The sequence below is a fragment of the Gammaproteobacteria bacterium genome (assembly GCA_029862005.1).
In the GTDB taxonomy this organism is placed as follows: Bacteria; Pseudomonadota; Gammaproteobacteria.
The window spans coordinates 1-18529 of record JAOTYD010000019.1; the positions used below are offsets into that span (position 1 = coordinate 1).

Sequence of the window (18529 nt, forward strand, 5' to 3'; positions counted from 1 at the left end):
AGCGATCCCACATTTCGGACTTTTCTGTCGCCGTGTACCATCTTCGTTTTCTTCGTGACATTTACAACACCTCACCTTTGCTTCTAAAGATAAAGTGTTGCGCCGATCAGTTGAGGTCACCGTCGTTAGCAGACTCTGGCGAATATATTTTGAGCGTCCGTTATTGGATTAATAACAGGTCAATTCACTATCCGTTTTCGAGTGACGACCAGAGCCTTTTCCAGGTAAGGGTTTAAAGTTATTAGAACCCGAACGGATCATCAGACAGCAGAATGCCGACATAGGGTGCGTAGGTTAAAACAGCGCCTTGCCGAGGACCCATATCATCGAATTCCTTAGCCAATTGACCAAAACACAACTCATTTTCGGGCTCCGCTTTTAGCGCTTCCAGGGCAGTAAGCAATGATTTGATCTCTTCGGCATCCAGGTGCTGCCCCAACATCTGGATTGCAATGTCGATATCCGCGACCCTAACCGGTTTTACTTTTGTTTCAATCCGAACCTGCTCCGACTCATCAAATTCCGGCGGCTCTTCAAAGACATTCGCAGCAAGTCCTTCAGGGAGAGAGCCGGCCTTGAGCCCGGCAAACGCGTTGTATTCCTGTCGTGCTCGCTGTTTGAGTTCTTCGACAAAGGCGTTAAATTCTTGCGAATTAGGTTTATCGATCAACAGCGACAGCAACGGACCGCATTTAACGCGGCTGTGAAACTCGAGGAACGGCTCGTTCACTGCGGGCTCGGGATTGAGTATTGACAGGTCTATGGACAATTTTTCTTCTTTGAGCGGGGTTTTAATTCGAAAATTAACCACGTCATCTACAATTTCGAATTCTCTGGTGCCCTTTAACAGCTGCTTTTGAACGAGTTTCATGGTCACTACTGTATCTGATTGAAATTATTACTATTTCTGGGAATTATGACGGTTTGAAATATAATGTACAACTCGCATAACCCATACAAAACAGTGTTCAACGTATAAAAAGGAGTAATGGGCCTTCTTACCCGTTATTGGTATAATTATCGTTCTCAAGTTTTATTGGCGCCGAATGGTTTGGAGCGACAAACTCCAGTATCGAGTGTCCCGGATGAATGTCAGCAGTTAGTTGATGAGTAAAGGTGATTTATGAGCGAACAAAAGAAAACCCGACCCAAGGTTCCCGAGGGTAAAGCACGCTATGTCGTAACCCGCCAGATGGAAGCCAACGAAAAGGGCTTTGTCGGTTATGAAACCATCTGGGAACCCTTTCAAAAGGAAGTTAAATACGAGACGCCTAAACGTCCCTGACCCAGTTCGGTCGCGCTAATCCGAAAGTTCGAGCGCGATCCGATTCAAATAAACTTAACGCGAAAACCGGCGAGGACTAGAATCCTCGCCGGTTTTTTGTTCAAAATCTGCCACAGTGGGCATCTCGGCGTCCGCAGTAGAAGATCGGTGAGGTAAGCGGGTTAGTCCGGTTTGAATGTGTAGAGTTTATTGTGGGGAATGACACCGCGTACCCCGCCTTTCGGGTTTTCCACGTCCCCCTTGTAACGTGGGATAACATGGATATGCAGGTGTGGAATCGACTGCCCGGCCCAAAGGCCTATGTTAATGCCGATATTGTAACCGTCCGGGTTAAACTGTTCGTCGGCTATTTTCTTTCCTTCTGCAACGAGCCGCCACAGTTCTTCGCGCTCCTCATCGTTGATATCGAAGTAATCGGCAAAATGCCGATATGGGATGACGAGAAAATGCCCCTCGCTGGTCGGATGCCGGTCCCAGGCCGCATAACCGTATTTCCCCTCGATTATAATGCGACGTCCGGGTTTGGATAGACAGAAGCGACACTTTTCGTCTTCGGCGAGCGCGGTTTGTTCAATCATGACTCTGTTGATATCGGATTGACTAATGGGATTGGTTAATTAATGGGCACCTGGGTGACGCCTTCGAGATCGGGGCTTTCTTCTACCTTGCCGCCATGCTCGATTTCTTCTTCGGTCGCATCACGAACCAGCAGTATCTCCAGGCGGAAGATAACTTCACGCCCACACAGTGGGTTGTTGCCATCGATGGTCACCGACCTTCTGTCGACACGGGTAACCAGAAAAGTCTTGGTCTGTCCATGGTTGTTCTCCATCAGTATCGACATTCCGACTTCGCGGTATTCTTCGGGAACGTCTTGAATCCGTTCGGTAATCACCAGGGATTCGTCACGCGGTCCATACAGCTGGTTGCAGTCGATGGGGACCTCGATCACTTCACCGGTCTTTTTGCCCTCGAGCTCCGCCATGACCGCCGGTGCCAGTATCTCGTTGGTGCCGTGCACATATCCCAGCGGGTATTCCACCTGTGTCAGCACGCCGCCGGATTTCTGGTCGATGACCTTGTAGGTCAGTTCAACATACTTGCCATCTGCAATCGTTTCATCACTCATATCCGTCACCTTCAAAAAATTGAAGCCGCAAAAATTTTAACTTCACCTCTCTCGAAACCGATGACCATGCGCCCCAGCCATTCACCTTCTTTTTTGTTACTGCGTACCCTGAACAGGCAAGTTACGTGCTCCCCGCGACGGATGAAACCAAGAAAATCGTATTCAGGCGAAAGGTTTCGGGTCAATTCGCTTTTGGCAAATTGTTTACCGAGTTCGACCTCATTGAGACCAAGCAACAGGTCATAGGAAAAATTCCGGATGAATTTTCCGTACTGTCCTTTATTGGAATACAGGATCAGATCGTCCCAAAATGGAAAAGCGATTTCCTGAAGCTCTTCATCTGTTTTATCGATAATATTCATACAAACTCTCAACAACAATCAACCGTCAGTTGCCGATATCCCCGTCTTTCGGGGACAGGGATTTTATTAGACAGCAATGCTGCAAATAAAAAAAGATCAACAGTCATGTTGATCTTTTTTTCGCTCGGGGAGGCGTCGATGACACCTCCCCGGGTGACTTAGCGCGAATATTGCTTGAGGCCCAGCCTGGCGTTCAGCCGCCACCGTCCTGGCGCCATCACTCGGGATGCTTATGCAACCTCCGCGCTGGAGGATTGCTCGTCCTCCGCGTTAGCGGGTTGCTCGTCATCGCCCACGATGTGGTAGCAAGGTGCCTTTTCCATGGTGTATTCACCAGTCTTTGGATCACGGCGCGAAACTGTCAGTACATGCCAGTTCTCATCATCCAGTTTCATCGCATCACCCCGGTAGTAGTATCCCGGCCAGCGGGTTTCCTTGCGAAACAGCGTGTGTTGTACGACGGACTCGGAAGCAAGCGTCCGATGCTTCAGTTCCCATGCGCGCAACAGTTCGTGGATGTTCTCGGCAGCAACCTTCTCAAGATCCTCTTCCAGCAGCTTCAGCTTCTTCAGACCGATACTCAAAAGCTTGTCGTTGGTCATGTAGTTAACTGTCGAACCTCCGGCGTACTCATCCATCAACTTCTGCAAGCGATCCAGACCCTGGCGTGGGTTGATGTAATTAGGATTAACGCTACCCGCAGTGATCTCGTTGCGGTAAACCTTGTAGTGCTCCATCGGCTTGAAGATCTCGGTCTTGCGACGATCGATTTGCTCCTCTGAAACGCGTATGCCCTCGGCTTTGCCGTCGTCAATGTATTTACAGGCGGCCTTGGCGGCCAGGCGACCTTCGGTAAACGAACCGGAAGAGAATGCATGCGGCGTACCGCCGACAGCGTCACCGGCGCCGAAAAGACCTTCGACGGTGGTCATACGGTTGTAGCCCCAGAAGTACTCGGGAGGAGACACGTCTTCAGGGCCGGAACACCAGGCACCACTGCCGGTCGCGTGTGAACCCATGACGTAGGGTTCTGAGGTTGTCAGCTCCGGGTTCTCGTACTTCGGATTGACATCGGTTGCCGCCCACAATACGGCCTGTCCAATGGTCATGCCCAGGAAATTGTGCCAGCCGATCTCTTCCAGATGCGGATCCTGGAAGGCTTCCATCGTAACCATGTGGATCGGACCGCGACCGGCATTCACCTCCGAGATAAGTGCGTGGTTACGCAGGCAGGTCGGGATGGGGCGATGGGTGGCGTGCGATAATTCCGGATCCAGGTATTCCTTGCCCACCATTTTCTGCAGGTCAGGGAACCATTTTGACTCGTACTCTTCACCATTGCAGTTCTGGGTGTAAGTCTTCAGGTGCAGGAAGTAGGCACCGACCGGACCGTAACCGTCTTTGAATCGGGCCAGCACGATACGGTTTTCCATCTGGGTCATTTTCGCGCCGGCCTCGATCATCAAACCATAGGCCGAGCCCGATGACCACGGCGCATACCAGACACGACCCGCACCTTCACCAACCGAGTTTGGCCTGAAGATGTTCGATGCCCCGCCGGCAGCAACGATAACGGCCTTGGATTTGAATACGTGGTAGTCACCGGTCCGTACGTTGAAACCGACGGCACCGGCGACGCGGTTTTCCTTGGCATCGTCCATCAGCAGATGGGTGACACAGATACGGTTGAACACCTTGTCAGCCGACTTCTTTGCGGCTTCAGCCACGATCGGCTTGTAGGACTCACCGTGAATCATGATCTGCCAACGCCCCTCGCGCTGATAGGTACCGGTCTTGGGATCACGCATGATCGGTAAACCCCATTCCTCGAACTGGTGTACCGTCGAATCGACGTGACGCGCCATGTCAAACAACAGGTCTTCGCGAACCATACCCATCAGGTCGATACGCGCGTAGCGGACGTGATCTTCAGGATTGTTTTCACCGAAACGGGTTCCCATGTAGCAGTTGATCGCGTACAGACCCTGTGCCACAGCGCCGGAACGGTCGATGTTGGCTTTTTCAGCGATCACGATCTTCTTGTCCTTACCCCAGTAGCGCGCTTCGAAAGCAGCACCGGTACCGCCGAGGCCAGCACCTGCGACCAGGATATCGATATTGTCTTCTAAGATAGTCTTAGGCATCAGTAGTAAACCCCAGCTTTCATCGTGAGCCCGTTAGACTCCAAAGTATGAATATCACCGTCATCCATGCGGATATACTTCGGCTCGCTATACAACAATTGACTGTCACGCATTTCCGGGGAGGGTTCAGGCACATCAGACAGTTGAGGGATGTGCTTGCCCCAGGGTTTGGTCGTGATCGGCGCCAGCAGATTCATGTCGGTTTCACCGTTGCGGGATTTGATCCGCCACGCAATGACACCCTTTTCCTCATCACGGATTACTCGTACCGAGTGGCCCAGCGGGGCGAAATCCGCGTAGCCGCGAACGTCAATCGCATTGTGCGGGCAGGCCTTGACGCAGGAGTAACACTCCCAGCACATGTTTGGCTCGATGTTGTATGCGCGGCGCAGGGTCGGGTCGATGTGCATGATGTCCGAAGGGCAGATATCAACGCATTGTCCACAACCATCGCAGCGAGTCATATATACAAATGTAGGCATAATATTCCTCTTCCTAAATCAATCAGTTAATCACGGTTTTAATAATGGTTTGGAGATTCACGCTTGATTCCAAGCCCCATGTAGGGTGGTTTTTCACCCATGTATGTCGGGATATCTGGATACCTGGTCTGTAAATCAGCATCCGTCAGTTCACCCAGTTCGGGCAGATTCTCTCGTGAACCATCTGCCATGATGATTTTTTTCTGGTAAGCGGCCGCCGGCTTGAAGAACATGTGGGCAAATTTTGACCACAGCACGGTGCAAAACAGCATCGTACTGGACAGGATGAACAGGCAGAAGAACAGCGTGCCCCAGAAGACATACGCCTGCCCGAATGACCACAGCAACGCGAAAGTAGTGGTCGCCAGCAGCGACAGGATAAACAGGTCGGCGGGCACCAGTCGATACCAGGGATTGCCTTCCGAATTTAAATCGACACGGATGAAGAACCAGAACCAGTAACCACCGACACAGACCATCAGGGCGCCGATATGCCACAGGACCACGAGCATCCCGGGAGCGGCTTCGGCAGGCGTCGGGTAAGCGAATATTAGCGTCGCCGTGGTGACAACGAAAATGATAAAACCGTACATCGTCAACAGGTGCGACATGCGGCGATGCGGATTGCAAAACTCGGATGAAGTCAGTACCTCGTTGGTCAGGGTGGAAATAGCCAATGAGGCCTTTTCACCACCCGTAACGGTACGTGTCGCAGATTGCTGGGCTTTTTGAGCGTTTTCAAAGAAGTATTGGGCGCTCTTTTTGTGAATGACGTCGATGATGACACCGACAACCACCGCCAGGAACATGGCAACGACATAAATCTGCATGACGGCAGGTGTCAGGAAACCTAACAAATCGTAAAAAGGGCTGGTATCGAACATGGGAACTCCGGTATCTATGACTTCAGCAGGTCTATGCTAATGATGCGCATTAGAATAACAAATCAAGTTTCTTTGTTGGGTGATTAGTCAAATTAATCAATGCAAAAAATTGTTTATTGATATTTATCACTGAATCAATACCTGGGCAGGTAAAAATAATCGCCTAAATACCCGACAAATACCCCAGGAACTCGTAAAAGTTTACAAAATGGTAGGGTCCAAGTCGTTGATTTGTAACGATTGTGCAACTAACTGTAATCAATAGATCCGGGATTCGAGCGGACGCATGCCAGCTCCATTTTCATTTGTTCAAATTAATAAAATGAAAATAAATCGGGGATCCAGTTCCAGGAGCATCAGTTCGATAAATCGTATCGCCCTGTTTTTTTACGATTCATCTGTTGAACACCAGCGGTATTGTTGAATCTATCGCCATCGTTTGGCGTGGGCATAAAGTCAGGTTAACCGCATGGCTTATCCAGCCAGGCAAGTGCAACACATAGCTTGTTACTGCAGCTGCCCACTCCCTGCGAGTTCGATCCCCAATGCGCGCAGCTGATTTTCGATCATCGGGTCGCGGGTGTTGAGCCAGCGTTGGTAAAGGGTCAGCACCTCCTCGGTGGTCAGGCGCTGCCCGCGGGAGCAGGCGTTGGCCACCATCTCCAGCATGCGGGTGAAGGTGTTGGCCAATTCGGCGAAGATGTGCCGGTTCTCCCTGGCATTGTCGGCCAGATAGTCGTAGGCGCTGCCACCCATGCCGATAAAGTAGTCCTGAAGAATACCATGGCGGGTAAAGCGTTCCGGAAACAAGGCGCCGAGAAATAGTGCCATGTCTCCCAGTTGCTGCAGCATCAGGCAGCGCTCGCGGGAGTTGTCAGCTTCGATGGCATCGCTGTAGAGCAGTGCCAGGGGTCGCAGCGTCATTTGCCCATCCTGGTAGGCAAACAATTGCTCACTTCGACCGAGGCGTTCCAGCAGGCTGCCCAGGTACCAGCAGGTATCCTCGTGGGGTGGCGGGCGAAAGCGCCTGGCATAGCGTGTCAGGCGCTTGCTGAAATAACTCGAAAGCGATGTTTCCGTGATGGGTATTTGCGTCGGATCATGGCGCATGGTTATCTCCCGGCTCATACCATTAGTCTAAATAATAGACCAAAGTCATTCCTGTCGCTTCTTTGAAAGGCGTTTAATCGGAGTGTTTTTTGAAAATTTCCCTTTTAAGTAATTGATTTATAAGAAATAGGCGTTTAACACATGATTCGCACTGGCGAACAGTACCTGGATTCAATTCGGGACGGGAGCATCGTCATTTTCCGGTTTGCTGCACCCCTGTGGCAATTTATGATTCGTTATACTGCTTATGCAACTTCACCGGCACCGCGGTTTTCTTGCGCATGCGAATGTTGAGCATTTCCACCCCGACCGAGAAGGCCATCGCGAAGTAGATATACCCCTTCGGTACATGTACATCAAAACCTTCGACGATCAGTGTGACACCAACCAGTATCAGGAATGACAGCGCGAGTATCTTGATTGTGGGATGCCGGTCGACGAAATCACCGATGGGTTTGGCCGCCATCAACATAATGACCACGGCAATAATAATGGCGATCGCCATGATAGATACATAGTCAACCAGTCCGACCGCGGTGATTACCGAGTCGAGTGAGAAAACGATGTCGAGGATGGCAATCTGAACCAGCACGCCGGCAAGTCCGGCCGCTATCGGCACACTGGTTTCTTCCTCGACACCCTCCATGCTCTGGTGAATTTCCTGGGTGGATTTATAGAGTAGAAACAAGCCACCGAGGATCAGTATCGTATCCCTGCCGGATATCTCCTGTGCGAAGATCGTGAACCAGGGGTCCTTCAGGCCCATGACCCAGGCGATGGAAAATAACAGGGCCAGGCGGGTTAACATGGCCAGCGCAAGACCAACCCGGCGACCGAATTCGCGCTGATGATCCGGCAGGCGTGACACCAGGATGGATATAAATATGATGTTGTCGATGCCGAGCACGATCTCCAGTGCTGTCAAGGTGGCCAGCGCGATCCATGCTTCAGGGCTGCTTATCCACTCGAACATGCTGCTCTCCTTGTTTTAGTTGCGGCAAAGTATACTGAATCCGAACTCGCGATGTATGAGAGTAAGAATGATTGGAATCTATGGGTGCCAGCTAAATAAAGCGAAGATTTTTAAGTTCGAATGATGACAGCTAATCCAGGCGGATCGTTCTGCAGGCTTTCTTTATGAGAGGGATAAGTATTTAAGAATGATATTCCCGGATTCGGTCAGTAGAAGACCTAACTTGAAAAAGCATGCATCGGCAGCCGATAAAGCTCTAATCGACTGCCGATACAAATATGAATCCTAGCTGCTGGCACCTGCCGGCTTGAAGCTGGCACGGGCATTTTTGGCTTTTTCCATGGCGCCCTTCGCTTCCTGAGTGGTCAGTGCCTGGATAGTTTTGAGGTTGGTAACACCCCCGGTAGACCCTGCGATCATCATCCCGGCCACCATATCCGCCAAGTTATCCCCTTCCGATATAACCAGGAAGTCGTATTCGCCGGTGGTCACATAGTAATCCACCAGTTTTGCTCCGACCGACTCCAAAAGGCCGGCTACCGCGGCTTTTCGATCCTCGGGATTGTCGACCATTCCCTTGATAGCGCTTTCGCTATAGTTGCCTTGTGTGATAAATATTGTCATTTTATTGCCCCCTTTTTCACTAATCGTTATAAGAGACTTGCATACAACCGGAATTTGGGTCCCGGCAACCGGCAATATTAACACGAACGGCCCTGGATGGCCTGAATGTTCAGCAGTGGGTTAGGGAGTTTCCGCGCCTGAGGCGACTCGACGACGACAGGTTTTACAATGAAAAATATTTATACTTTTGGCCGAAAACCGGCACAGCGAAACTACACGATTGATGACCTGCGCGCCCTGAAAGGCTCGGGCAAACGGTTGACCATGTGCAATCCGGGCAACGAGGTTGAAATAAAGGCCTGCGTCGATGCCGGAATCGATTTGCTGACCGTGTGGGACAACCAGATGGAGATTGCCCGGGAACTGGCGCCGACCCATTTCATGGGAACCGCGATGACCTGGGGACAGTATGCGAGACCCGACGAGATTCTGCGGGCAGCCATTCGCTGCATGGAGCAGGGTGCTGACATGTACTACACCCTGCGCAGTTTCGACATCGTGGAAATGCTGGCCAGGGAGGGAATTCCGGTGCAGGGCCACATGGGACTGGTTCCATCGGTCAGTATCTGGTCGGGAGGTCTGCGGGCATTCGGACGTACTGCTGATGAAGCTCTGGAGATATATAAAACCTTCAAGCGCTATGAAGATGCGGGTTGTTTCGCGGTTGAAATCGAGTGTGTTGCCGAAGAAACGCTACGGCACCTGAATGAGAAAACATCGATCGTCACTTTTTCCCTGGGGTCGGGAAATGCAGGGGACGCTATTTTTCTGTTCATGTCCGATATTTGCGGTGAGTCCGAAGCGCCACCCAAACATGCTTATGCATTTGGGAAACTCGCGCCGCTGCATCGACAAATGTACGAGCAACGGGTGGACGCATTGACAAAGTTTCACGAGGAATCCAGCGCGATGCGCTTTCCCTATGCCGAGCAATCGATTTCGATGCACGCGGGGGAAGAAGAAAAATTACTGGAAGCGCTGGACAAGCTTTAACCTGTTAAATGGTAATTATTCGTTTCATGTTGATAATTTGTAACCGGCATTTTCCAGTCAAGCCTGAGGGATTAAATTAACCATGCTGGAGAATAAATCTTGACTGAACTTTCATACGAGTTTACGCGCGCGATCACCCGCCTGCCGGCACCGAGTATTGTGCATGGACTGAGGGCAGAGGACCTGGGTAACCCGGATCATGATCAAATGCTGAAGGATCATGTGCATTATGTTTCAACGCTTAAGGAAACTGGGGCCAGTGTCACTGAACTTCCGGCGCTTGATGCTTACCCGGATTCGGTCTTTGTCGAAGACATTGCGCTTTGCCTGCCCGAAGTCGCCATCCTGATGCGCCCGGGCGCACCGTCCCGACTTGGCGAAGTCAATGAAATGGCGCCTGTGTTGCGGGACGTTTATGACCAGGTGCTTGAAATCGAGGGACCTGGTTTTATCGAGGGAGGCGACATTTTAGTGACCGCAAAGGAAATTCTGGTAGGTCTCTCTTCCCGAACCGATAAGGCAGGCGTCGCCGAACTTGCGGAGATTATCAGCCAATGGGGCTACAAGTTGCGCCAGGTTGTAACACCCCCGGGTGTTCTGCATTTCAAGACGGACTGTTCGCTACTGGATGCGGAAACCATCCTCTCGACTAAACGACTGGATGCCACAGGGTGTTTTACAAAATATCGCGTAATCCATACCTATGATGGCGAAGAGGCAGCCGCAAACTCGATTCGTTTTAATCAGTTGGTATTGATGCCAGCCGGGTTTCCCCAAACTCGTGACTTGCTGTTGAACGAAGGTTACGAAGTGCGTGAAATTAACAATAGCGAATGCGCCAGGCTGGACGGTGGCATGTCCTGTCTTTCACTGAGATTCTAACGAGTTCGATAAGTACACGCCGTTTATTGCTTAAGCCGATGAGTCTGACAGGCGCTTTTTAAGCAACGGCTAAAGTCAACTCCTTTAAAATTCGGGAGCATCGATGGATTCGGTAATCAGTTTTGCAAAATGCTGCTGTACCGGATCCCAGTAAGGCGATAACACACCGCCGTCAAATCCTTCCGAGCAGCGACCGCTTTGCATACGCTCGATAATGCCGATGTCTTCCTGATTGAGATCGTTCCAGTTGTTAACTACATGTTCACGAGCCGCACCGTATTTATCTGCGGTCGCACCGTCACCGATAAAATACAGCGTAATGGTTTCGCGGCATTTTAATGCTCCCCGCGGCCAGGCTATGAATACGTCGACCTGGTCCGGAAATATCTCGAAGGCAAAGTTGGGGAAGAGTACAAACCAGTCACCACGATTTTGCTTCTCAATCGGCAGGTCAGGGAACCAGGGCAGTTCGCCGCCACGAGCCGGATCAGCCTGTTGAAATTCGTAGCCGCATAGCAAAACTTTTTTGTCAAAGCTTGGCGCCTCGCGTTCATCCATGCCGACGAAGTCATTTAACCATGGATGGCAGGAGAACACGTGATAGGGTTCGATGAAATTCTCGATCGGGAGTTTCCAGTTGGCGTTGATATCAAACTCGAGCGTTTCGCAAAACCGCATTGCGCTTAAGTCGTAACCGTCAAGTTTTTGAGTAATCGACTCGATAGTAGTGGCGAAATCCCCGGCGTCTCCGCTCAGGTTGACAAAGATCCAGTCGTGCCAAGTGACGCAACGAACTTCGACCAGGTCAGCGCGGTGGCAATTCGACGAGTTGACGTCGTGCTGCTCGCCGCCAAGAAAATGCGGGCGCGCTATCAACTTGCCAGACAGGCTATAACTCCAGGCGTGATTCGGACAGACGAACTTTTTGCTGTTGCAGGGTTCAGTCACCAGCTTCGAACCGCGATGACGACAGACATTATGAAAGGCTCGAATACGCTTGTCCCCGGTCAGCACCAGCACCACTGGTTGCCCAGCGACCTCGGCCGGCAGCATGTCGCCGACCCGGGTAAGCTGATGTGTGAACCCGACAAATATCCAGTTATCACGAAACAGCGTCTGCTGCTCGAGCGCATAAAAGTCGGGGCAGGTATAGGCCAGGTTGGGTAATCCCGAAGCTTCTGCAACCGGCTTGTCGAGGCGGCCATCCTGTACCTGCTGTAAAAATTCATGCCGAACCTGTTGCAGCGCTGAGCTCAATCTGGTCATTGGTGTGAAAATTCTGGATAGTTATTTTGCAATAATGAAAATTTAATGCTAATTTTTCATTTTATCAAGCGATTTCTATTCGAGCCGGTTTAAATGTACGAGCAATTGCTACAACCGCTGGACCTGGGCCCGACCCGGGTGCGCAACCGGATATTCAACCCGCCCCATGGAACTTCGTTGAGTCACCAGGGTGTCGTGACCGATGACCTGATTGCCTACCACACCAGTCGAGCGCGTGGCGGCGCCGGCTTGATCATTATGGAAGGGATGACGGTGCATCCCAGTTACGGCTTCGAAGCTTCGTTTCTGTATGCCGGCAGTGATCGAATCATTGAAGGACTGAGCCGGCTTGGCACCTGCTGCCGCGCGGAGGGTACACCCGTGTTCGGACAGCTATTTCACGCCGGGCGGGGCGTCCGGCTCAGCCACGATGGATCACGACCGCTGAGTTACTCGGCCTCCGACGTGCCGGACGAACGTTACCGAGTGGTGCCGGTGCCGATGCCGAACGAAATGGTGTGGGAATTTATCGAGAGTTATGCCGATGCTGCTGGGCGGCTTGCCGAGGCAGACCTGGATGGTGTCGAAATACTGGCCAGTATGGGTTACCTGATCCCCCAGTTTCTTAATCCGGAGACGAATCGTCGTAGTGATGAATTCGGTGGCGACGCCGAGGGACGCATGCGTTTCCTGCGCGAAGTTATATCTCGAAGTCGCGCGCGCATTGGTCCACACAAGACGCTGGGCGTGCGCGTAACCCTTGATGAGAAAATCGACAAGGGATTCCCGGCCCCGGATATGATTGACATTTGCCGGACCCTGGAAGCCGATGGATATATCGATTACTTCAGCGTGATCGCCGGATCATCGTCTGCACCTGACGGGTGGATTCACGTGTTTCCGCCGATGTCCGTGGCAGCTGGTTTTGTCGCGGATGATGCCGCGCAGCTGAAACAGGCGGTGGCCAAACCGGTACTGGTGGCAGGCAGGATTAACCAGCCACAGCTGGCTGATGAAGTTCTGACCGCGGGCAAGGCAGACATGGTAGGTCTCGGGCGTGCGTTAATCGCCGATCCTGAATTTGTCAACAAGATGGCCAGCGGCAGGACTGACGATATCCGTGCCTGCGTCGGCTGTAACCAGGCCTGTGTGGGGCATCGCCTGGCGCATTTTCCGGTGTCCTGTATCCAGAATCCGGTGAGTGGCCGCGAGCGCACCATGGGCGAATTCATACCGGCGAAAGTGCGCAAAAAGATTCTTGTTATCGGTGGCGGTCCGGCCGGCATGAAAGCAGCGGTAATTGCTGCCGAACGTGGACACCAGGTTGAATTGCACGAAATTGGCGCCCGTCTCGGTGGGCAGGTAAACCTGGCTGAGGCCTTGCCGGGGCGTTCCGAGTTCGGTGGTGTCACCACCAACCTGGAGCAGGAGCTCAGGCAGACGGGTGTTCGTGTGATCTTGAATTCGCAGATCGAGGATTCCGCACTGCATGATATCGGCCCGGATCATGTCGTTATTGCGACCGGCGCCAATACCCGTTTACCTGAGGTCGAAGTGGAGAACGTCGAATTGGTCGACGCCTGGTCGGTCATTCGCGGTGATCTGCGACCCGGCAATAACGTGGTAATAGCGGATTGGTCCTGCGACTGGGCGGGACTCGGAGTGGCCGAAAAGCTCGCGCGAGAGGGGCATTACGTGCGCCTGTTATCGGGTGGCTGTGTTGCCGGCGAATCGATCCAGGCAATTGTGCGTGACCACTGGGTTGGTGTATTGCACCAGCTCGGCGTTGAGATGATCCCCTACGCGCGTTTCTGTGGCGCCATCGACGGCAGTGCTTTTTTTCAGCATATGACCGGTGGTGAAGCCATGGTTTGCGAGGATGTCGACACGGTTGTCAGCTGCTACGCGCCACAGGCCAACCGTGACTGTGACTGGATTGCAGATATTGACGGATTGACGGTATCGCGCATTGGAGACGCAGTCTCGCCACGTACGGTCGAGGAAGCCGTACTCGAAGGACTGCAACTGGGTCGAAGTATATAAATGGCTGCAAATACGGCACTTTCGTCGGATCACGCGTTAGCCGATCTCGGTAACGACATCAGGCAATTGCGCAAGGTACGCGGTATTACCCTGCAACAACTGGCCCTGGCGACCGGCAAGTCGGTAGGATTTCTGAGCCAGGTCGAGCGTAATCTGACCCGACCCTCGGTCGCGGCACTGCAGGATATTTCGGAGGCGTTGTCGGTACATATCGGCTGGTTCTTTCCTGAAGATTCGACGGGCACACCCGAGGAGCGCGAATTTATCGTGCGGCGGCAGAATCGGCGGCGTCTCACCTATACAGAACTCAGCGGTACCGAGTACCTGGGCCTGCACGACTCGTTGCTGTCGGCTAATCTGAACGGAGAGCTTGCACTGGGTATATCCCGCTATGAACCCGGCGCTTCGACCGGTGATGACAGTTACGATCACGATGGCGAAGAAGCCGGGCTGGTGTTGTCGGGCACGCTCGAGCTAAGCATCGATGGGCGGCAGTTTGTGCTTGATGCCGGCGACAGTTTTTCCTTCAAGAGTCATTTGAGGCATCGCTATGTTAATCCTTCTCCCACCGAGGATACCGTGGTGGTCTGGGCGAATACGCCGATAACCCTGCGAAAATAACCTGAGGATAAAAGATGGCTATTCGCAGCGACAACACGAGAATGGACTCACGCCGTTTTTTCGAAGTTTACAGCCACTCGAGGTATTCAATCATGCGCCGCCGGGTTGGCTCATCCGGCAGACGCCCGAATCCCGCAGCCATGTTATCTACCATGTGCTTGAGCTTTGATGTGGCGGGAATGATGCAGGTTACCGCGGGGTGAGCTGCAATAAATTTAAGGAAAAACTGTCCCCAACTGGCACAATCGAACTCGGATACCCAATCGGGTAAAGGCTCGCCGCGGACCTTGCGAAACAGCGCACCGCGTTGGTAAGGACGGTTGATCAGCGTGGCGATTCCGCGTTCACTTGCTATAGGCAGCAGGCGCTGTTCTACTTCGCGGTCCAGTATGTTGTAGCTGAACTGCACAAAATCGAGCGGTAGCTGTTGCAGTATCTGTTCGAGTTCATTGTGAGAGCGACCATGCGAGGTCGTGATGCCGATGTAGCGTATTTTTCCCAGGGCCTTCCACTCAACCAGGGTATCGATGTGGGTCTTCCAGTCGCGCAGGTTGTGAATCTGCATCAGGTCAATCTTGTCTACGCCCATGCGTTGCAGCGAACGCTCCATTTGATTGATGCCTTCGCGTTTACCGTAGGTCCATACCTTAGTCGCCGTAAAAAGATTCTGTTTGTTATTGACCTGGCTCAGCAGGGCACCGGTTACCGCTTCGGCGCTGCCATACATCGGCGATGAATCGATCAGTTGCCCGCCGTTATCAAAAAATGCCTGCATCACGTCGAGCAACTGCGAATGCGCCGCGGTGGTGCTTTCAACATCGAAAGTTCGGGAAGTGCCAAGCCCGATGACGGACAAACGTTCACCCGTGGATGGGATGGTTTTCTTGATTACCGTGGATTTTGCTGCAGACAGGTAGCTCGGAGCAAGCGCGTACAGCAGCGAAGCGGCGCCAGTCGATTTTAAAAAGTGGCGGCGGGTAAAACTGGAATTTGGTTTATTCATTTAATGTCTCCGCAAGCACAGTGCCAGGTGATTCTGCGCTGATGCTATTTTTGTCGAAACGGGTTCCGAGAAAGATCGCGACCAGGGTCCAGATCATCGCGAACAGGGCAGCAACCATTGCGATCGCGCCGAGGCCAAGCCCGATACCCTGCGCAAGCCCGGTATAGGTCCAGCCGGCGAGCACGTCACCGCCCCGATAGACCACGATATCAATCACCGGTTTGGTTTTGAAACGCGTTTCGCGGGGCACGCTGGTAAACAGCATTTCTCGCCCCGGTCGCGTAATTGCATAGTTTCCCGCGCGGCGGACGATCTGCAGTCCTATCAATAGCGCAAGCCCCGGTGCGATCGCAACTGCGATCCAGCCGAATACCAGCACCACCGGTACCAGTGCCAGGGTTACGGCCAGGCCGAATCTGGTTGCCAGGCGGCTGGTGGCGAACAGCGCGGTCAAGATGGCCAGCGTGTTTACGGCCAGGTCCATCATCCCCCAGTACTGCGAGCGGGTAGCGCGGTCGTATTCGACCATGACGTTCTTCAGCTCGAAGTAAACGAAGCTGCTCATTATCGTGTACAGTAATATGAACAGGCCGATGCCGAGCAAAAACCGATGACTGAGCAAGTCGACAAAACCATCAAAAAATTCCCCACCAATTGATTTTACGGTGACAGTGCCGGTTACCGGCTTGCTTTCGGTAACAGTCCTGGCTTTATCGAGGAAAAAAATAATCGGTACAATCAGCAGCAGCGTCAGGGCCGCGATCAACAACAGATTATAAACTCCGAGAATTCCGCCCAGGAAAACCGGAATGGAGGGCCCTACAACCGCTCCAATACTTGCACCCGCGCCGAACAGGCCAAACAGGCGCCTTGATTGCGATCTGGAATAGATATCGGACATGAAACTCCAGAATACCGATACGTGGAACAGGGCAAAGAAACTGACCCAAACGTAGAATGCTTTATCGATGATTCGGGAGTCTTCAAACCAGCTTGCACCGAAATAAAATAGCAGGAAGGAGCCCGCAAAAAAGATATAAACACCCGGTACCAACCGCTTCAGCTTGACTCGTGATACAACAAATCCATACATCAGTACGGCGCCGGTGCTGATAAAAAAAGTCAGTGTCCACAGCCAGCTCAATTCGGCGTCGGTCCAGTCGCTCGACATCGCATCACGCACCGGTCTGAGCACGTAATAAGCGGCCATCAGCAAAAAAACAAACAGGAATGACATCGATGCCGTCGACAGTTCCCGTGATTCCACCTTGAGCAGTTTGTTAATGAAAATTTGGAACGAGCCGGGCATGCGGAGGTGTAAGAATTTTGATATGCGACAGTATAACCTAAGCCGGCTGCAGGTCACTGCACCTGTTGGTTATCTTGAATCTGCTGCTAACTCGTGTGGTGCTTGTTTGGCGAGGCCAGCGACGACTTCAGCCGAGGGCTGCTGGATCAGTACTCTCGGATCGACTTTCAACTTTGATTCGCGATTGCCACCGCCGAGTACGACATAATCGCATTGCATGACGGCATCGTCGATCCATATGGGAAGGTTATCGGGCAGACATAACGGAGTGACGCCGCCAATTTCCATAGCGGTCATTTCGCGGGTTTCGTCAGCCGATGCAAACGATACCTTGCGTGCGCCGAGCTTCTTGCGCACGGTGTGGTTGGTATTCAAGCGATCGGTGGCAAGCAGTACGCAGACCACGAATTTCCGATCCCCGGTTTTGGAGCGCACCAGAATCGCGTTGGCTGAATTTTCGAGTGCCACTCCATAGTGTTCGCAGAACATAGCCGTGTCAGCAAGTTTAGGATCACAGGGCCAGACCTCGAACGGGTGGCCAGCTTGCTCGAGAAATGCTCGTATCTTGGGCAGAGTATCGCTCAACGCTATTATTCCTCATTTGTCTAGATGATCGCGTAGATATTATTTAACATAGTTATTGAACGCTGTGAATGCAGCTGGCAACAATGGAGTAGCCATGAAGTTATCTGATTTCAAAATGCTGGCCTTTGACACCTACGGTACCCTGATCGACTGGGAAAGCGGGATTTACAATGCACTGGAGCCGCTGTTGGATAAACTGCCGCTCAAGTTGAGTCGAGATGAAGTGCTGGAATTATTCGCCGAGTTCGAAATGCAACACCAGGCTGATACGCCAACCCTGGTCTACAGCTCGTTATTGGCCGAGGTATGCCAATCGATCGCGAATAAATGGCAGATCAAGATCAGCGACGACGAGGCGCGAAGCTTCGGCCGCTCGGTCAAGCACTGGCCCGAGTTTGCTGACTCGGCCGAAAGCCTTAAATACTTGCGCCAGCATTACCTGATGGCAACCGTGACCAATTGCGACCGCATCAGCTACATGGGCAGTAATGCCCGGCTAGAAATCGAATGGGATGCCATATATACCGCGCAGGATGTCGGTTGTTACAAGCCCAATCTGCGTAATTTCGAGTACATGTTTGAACAGGCGAGACGTGATCTGGGCATCTTGCCGCACGAAATTTTACACGTTGCCCAATCCCTGACGCACGATATGGTGCCGGCGACCAGCATGGGCATGACCAAAGTGTGGATCAACCGTCGCCATGATGCCGAGGGCTACGGCGCCACTGCTCCGCCCGAAGGGAAATACACGATCGAGTGGGAATTCAACAGCATGGCCGACTTTGTAAAAGCCCATCAACAGGAAACCGAATAGGCCCTGCGTACCGAAAA

At 52.3% G+C, this 18529-nt stretch carries 20 protein-coding genes; 6 read left to right on the forward strand and 14 right to left on the reverse strand.

What is annotated here, in order from left to right; translation table 11 throughout:
- Positions 1-241 precede the first annotated feature (241 nt).
- Positions 242-871, reverse strand: coding sequence for a hypothetical protein (locus OES20_12360; protein MDH3635481.1), 630 nt, complete (start codon positions 869-871; stop codon positions 242-244).
- Between the two features lie 252 nt (positions 872-1123).
- On the opposite strand from OES20_12360, the gene OES20_12365 reads away from it, so the two are divergent.
- Positions 1124-1285, forward strand: coding sequence for a hypothetical protein (locus tag OES20_12365; protein ID MDH3635482.1), 162 nt, complete (start codon positions 1124-1126; stop codon positions 1283-1285).
- 161 nt (positions 1286-1446) lie between these two features.
- Here OES20_12365 and OES20_12370 read toward each other — a convergent pair whose 3' ends face one another.
- The 9 genes from OES20_12370 to OES20_12410 form a co-directional block, all read right to left on the reverse strand.
- Positions 1447-1863 carry an HIT family protein gene (locus OES20_12370; GenBank protein MDH3635483.1) on the reverse strand — a complete coding sequence of 139 codons (417 nt, stop codon included), beginning with the start codon at positions 1861-1863 and terminating at the stop codon, positions 1447-1449.
- Between the two features lie 35 nt (positions 1864-1898).
- Complete coding sequence (locus OES20_12375; GenBank protein MDH3635484.1) at positions 1899-2414, reverse strand: peptidylprolyl isomerase; 516 nt, start codon at positions 2412-2414, stop codon at positions 1899-1901.
- Positions 2415-2425: 11 nt separating this feature from the next.
- Entirely contained in the window at positions 2426-2776 is a 351-nt protein-coding gene (locus OES20_12380) for a hypothetical protein (GenBank protein MDH3635485.1), read from the reverse strand.
- A gap of 230 nt (positions 2777-3006) precedes the next feature.
- Complete coding sequence (gene aprA / locus OES20_12385; protein ID MDH3635486.1) at positions 3007-4923, reverse strand: adenylyl-sulfate reductase subunit alpha; 1917 nt, start codon at positions 4921-4923, stop codon at positions 3007-3009.
- The gene (gene aprB, locus OES20_12390) at positions 4920-5402 is read right to left on the reverse strand and encodes an adenylyl-sulfate reductase subunit beta (GenBank protein MDH3635487.1); all 483 of its coding nucleotides are present in this window, start codon (positions 5400-5402) and stop codon (positions 4920-4922) included. The genes aprA and aprB overlap by 4 nt, the downstream gene beginning before the upstream one ends.
- Positions 5403-5440: 38 nt before the next feature.
- On the reverse strand, positions 5441-6286 hold the full coding sequence (locus OES20_12395) for an adenylyl-sulfate reductase (protein ID MDH3635488.1): 846 nt from the start codon (positions 6284-6286) through the stop codon (positions 5441-5443).
- Between the two features lie 507 nt (positions 6287-6793).
- Positions 6794-7396, reverse strand: a complete 603-nt coding sequence (locus OES20_12400; GenBank protein ID MDH3635489.1) for a hypothetical protein — start codon at positions 7394-7396, stop codon at positions 6794-6796.
- 226 nt (positions 7397-7622) lie between these two features.
- Positions 7623-8369: a TerC family protein gene (locus tag OES20_12405; protein ID MDH3635490.1), complete on the reverse strand. Its 747-nt coding sequence runs from the start codon at positions 8367-8369 to the stop codon at positions 7623-7625.
- A gap of 285 nt (positions 8370-8654) precedes the next feature.
- A complete protein-coding gene (locus OES20_12410) occupies positions 8655-8993 on the reverse strand; it encodes a GYD domain-containing protein (GenBank protein MDH3635491.1) in 339 nt (112 codons plus the stop codon).
- Between the two features lie 168 nt (positions 8994-9161).
- On the opposite strand from OES20_12410, the gene OES20_12415 reads away from it, so the two are divergent.
- Together OES20_12415 and OES20_12420 are read left to right on the forward strand one after the other, a co-directional pair.
- Positions 9162-9986 (forward strand): 3-methyl-2-oxobutanoate hydroxymethyltransferase, encoded by an 825-nt coding sequence (locus tag OES20_12415; protein ID MDH3635492.1) that lies wholly within the window; start codon positions 9162-9164, stop codon positions 9984-9986.
- Positions 9987-10085: 99 nt separating this feature from the next.
- A complete protein-coding gene (locus tag OES20_12420) occupies positions 10086-10868 on the forward strand; it encodes an arginine deiminase family protein (protein ID MDH3635493.1) in 783 nt (260 codons plus the stop codon).
- Positions 10869-10952: 84 nt separating this feature from the next.
- Here the strand turns inward: OES20_12420 and OES20_12425 are convergent, their stop codons facing one another.
- On the reverse strand, positions 10953-12134 hold the full coding sequence (locus OES20_12425) for an aromatic ring-hydroxylating dioxygenase subunit alpha (GenBank protein MDH3635494.1): 1182 nt from the start codon (positions 12132-12134) through the stop codon (positions 10953-10955).
- A gap of 93 nt (positions 12135-12227) precedes the next feature.
- Here OES20_12425 and OES20_12430 point away from each other — a divergent pair, with 93 nt between their 5' ends.
- Together OES20_12430 and OES20_12435 are read left to right on the forward strand one after the other, a co-directional pair.
- Positions 12228-14177: an FAD-dependent oxidoreductase gene (locus OES20_12430; protein ID MDH3635495.1), complete on the forward strand. Its 1950-nt coding sequence runs from the start codon at positions 12228-12230 to the stop codon at positions 14175-14177.
- Entirely contained in the window at positions 14178-14798 is a 621-nt protein-coding gene (locus OES20_12435) for a cupin domain-containing protein (protein MDH3635496.1), read from the forward strand.
- Between the two features lie 67 nt (positions 14799-14865).
- Here OES20_12435 and OES20_12440 read toward each other — a convergent pair whose 3' ends face one another.
- The 3 genes from OES20_12440 to OES20_12450 form a co-directional block, all read right to left on the reverse strand.
- Complete coding sequence (locus OES20_12440) at positions 14866-15801, reverse strand: aldo/keto reductase (GenBank protein ID MDH3635497.1); 936 nt, start codon at positions 15799-15801, stop codon at positions 14866-14868.
- Positions 15794-17110 (reverse strand): MFS transporter, encoded by a 1317-nt coding sequence (locus tag OES20_12445; GenBank protein ID MDH3635498.1) that lies wholly within the window; start codon positions 17108-17110, stop codon positions 15794-15796. The genes OES20_12440 and OES20_12445 overlap by 8 nt, the downstream gene beginning before the upstream one ends.
- 69 nt (positions 17111-17179) lie before the next feature.
- Positions 17180-17695, reverse strand: coding sequence for a hypothetical protein (locus tag OES20_12450; GenBank protein MDH3635499.1), 516 nt, complete (start codon positions 17693-17695; stop codon positions 17180-17182).
- Between the two features lie 94 nt (positions 17696-17789).
- On the opposite strand from OES20_12450, the gene OES20_12455 reads away from it, so the two are divergent.
- On the forward strand, positions 17790-18512 hold the full coding sequence (locus tag OES20_12455; GenBank protein MDH3635500.1) for an HAD hydrolase-like protein: 723 nt from the start codon (positions 17790-17792) through the stop codon (positions 18510-18512).
- Positions 18513-18529: the final 17 nt, after the last annotated feature.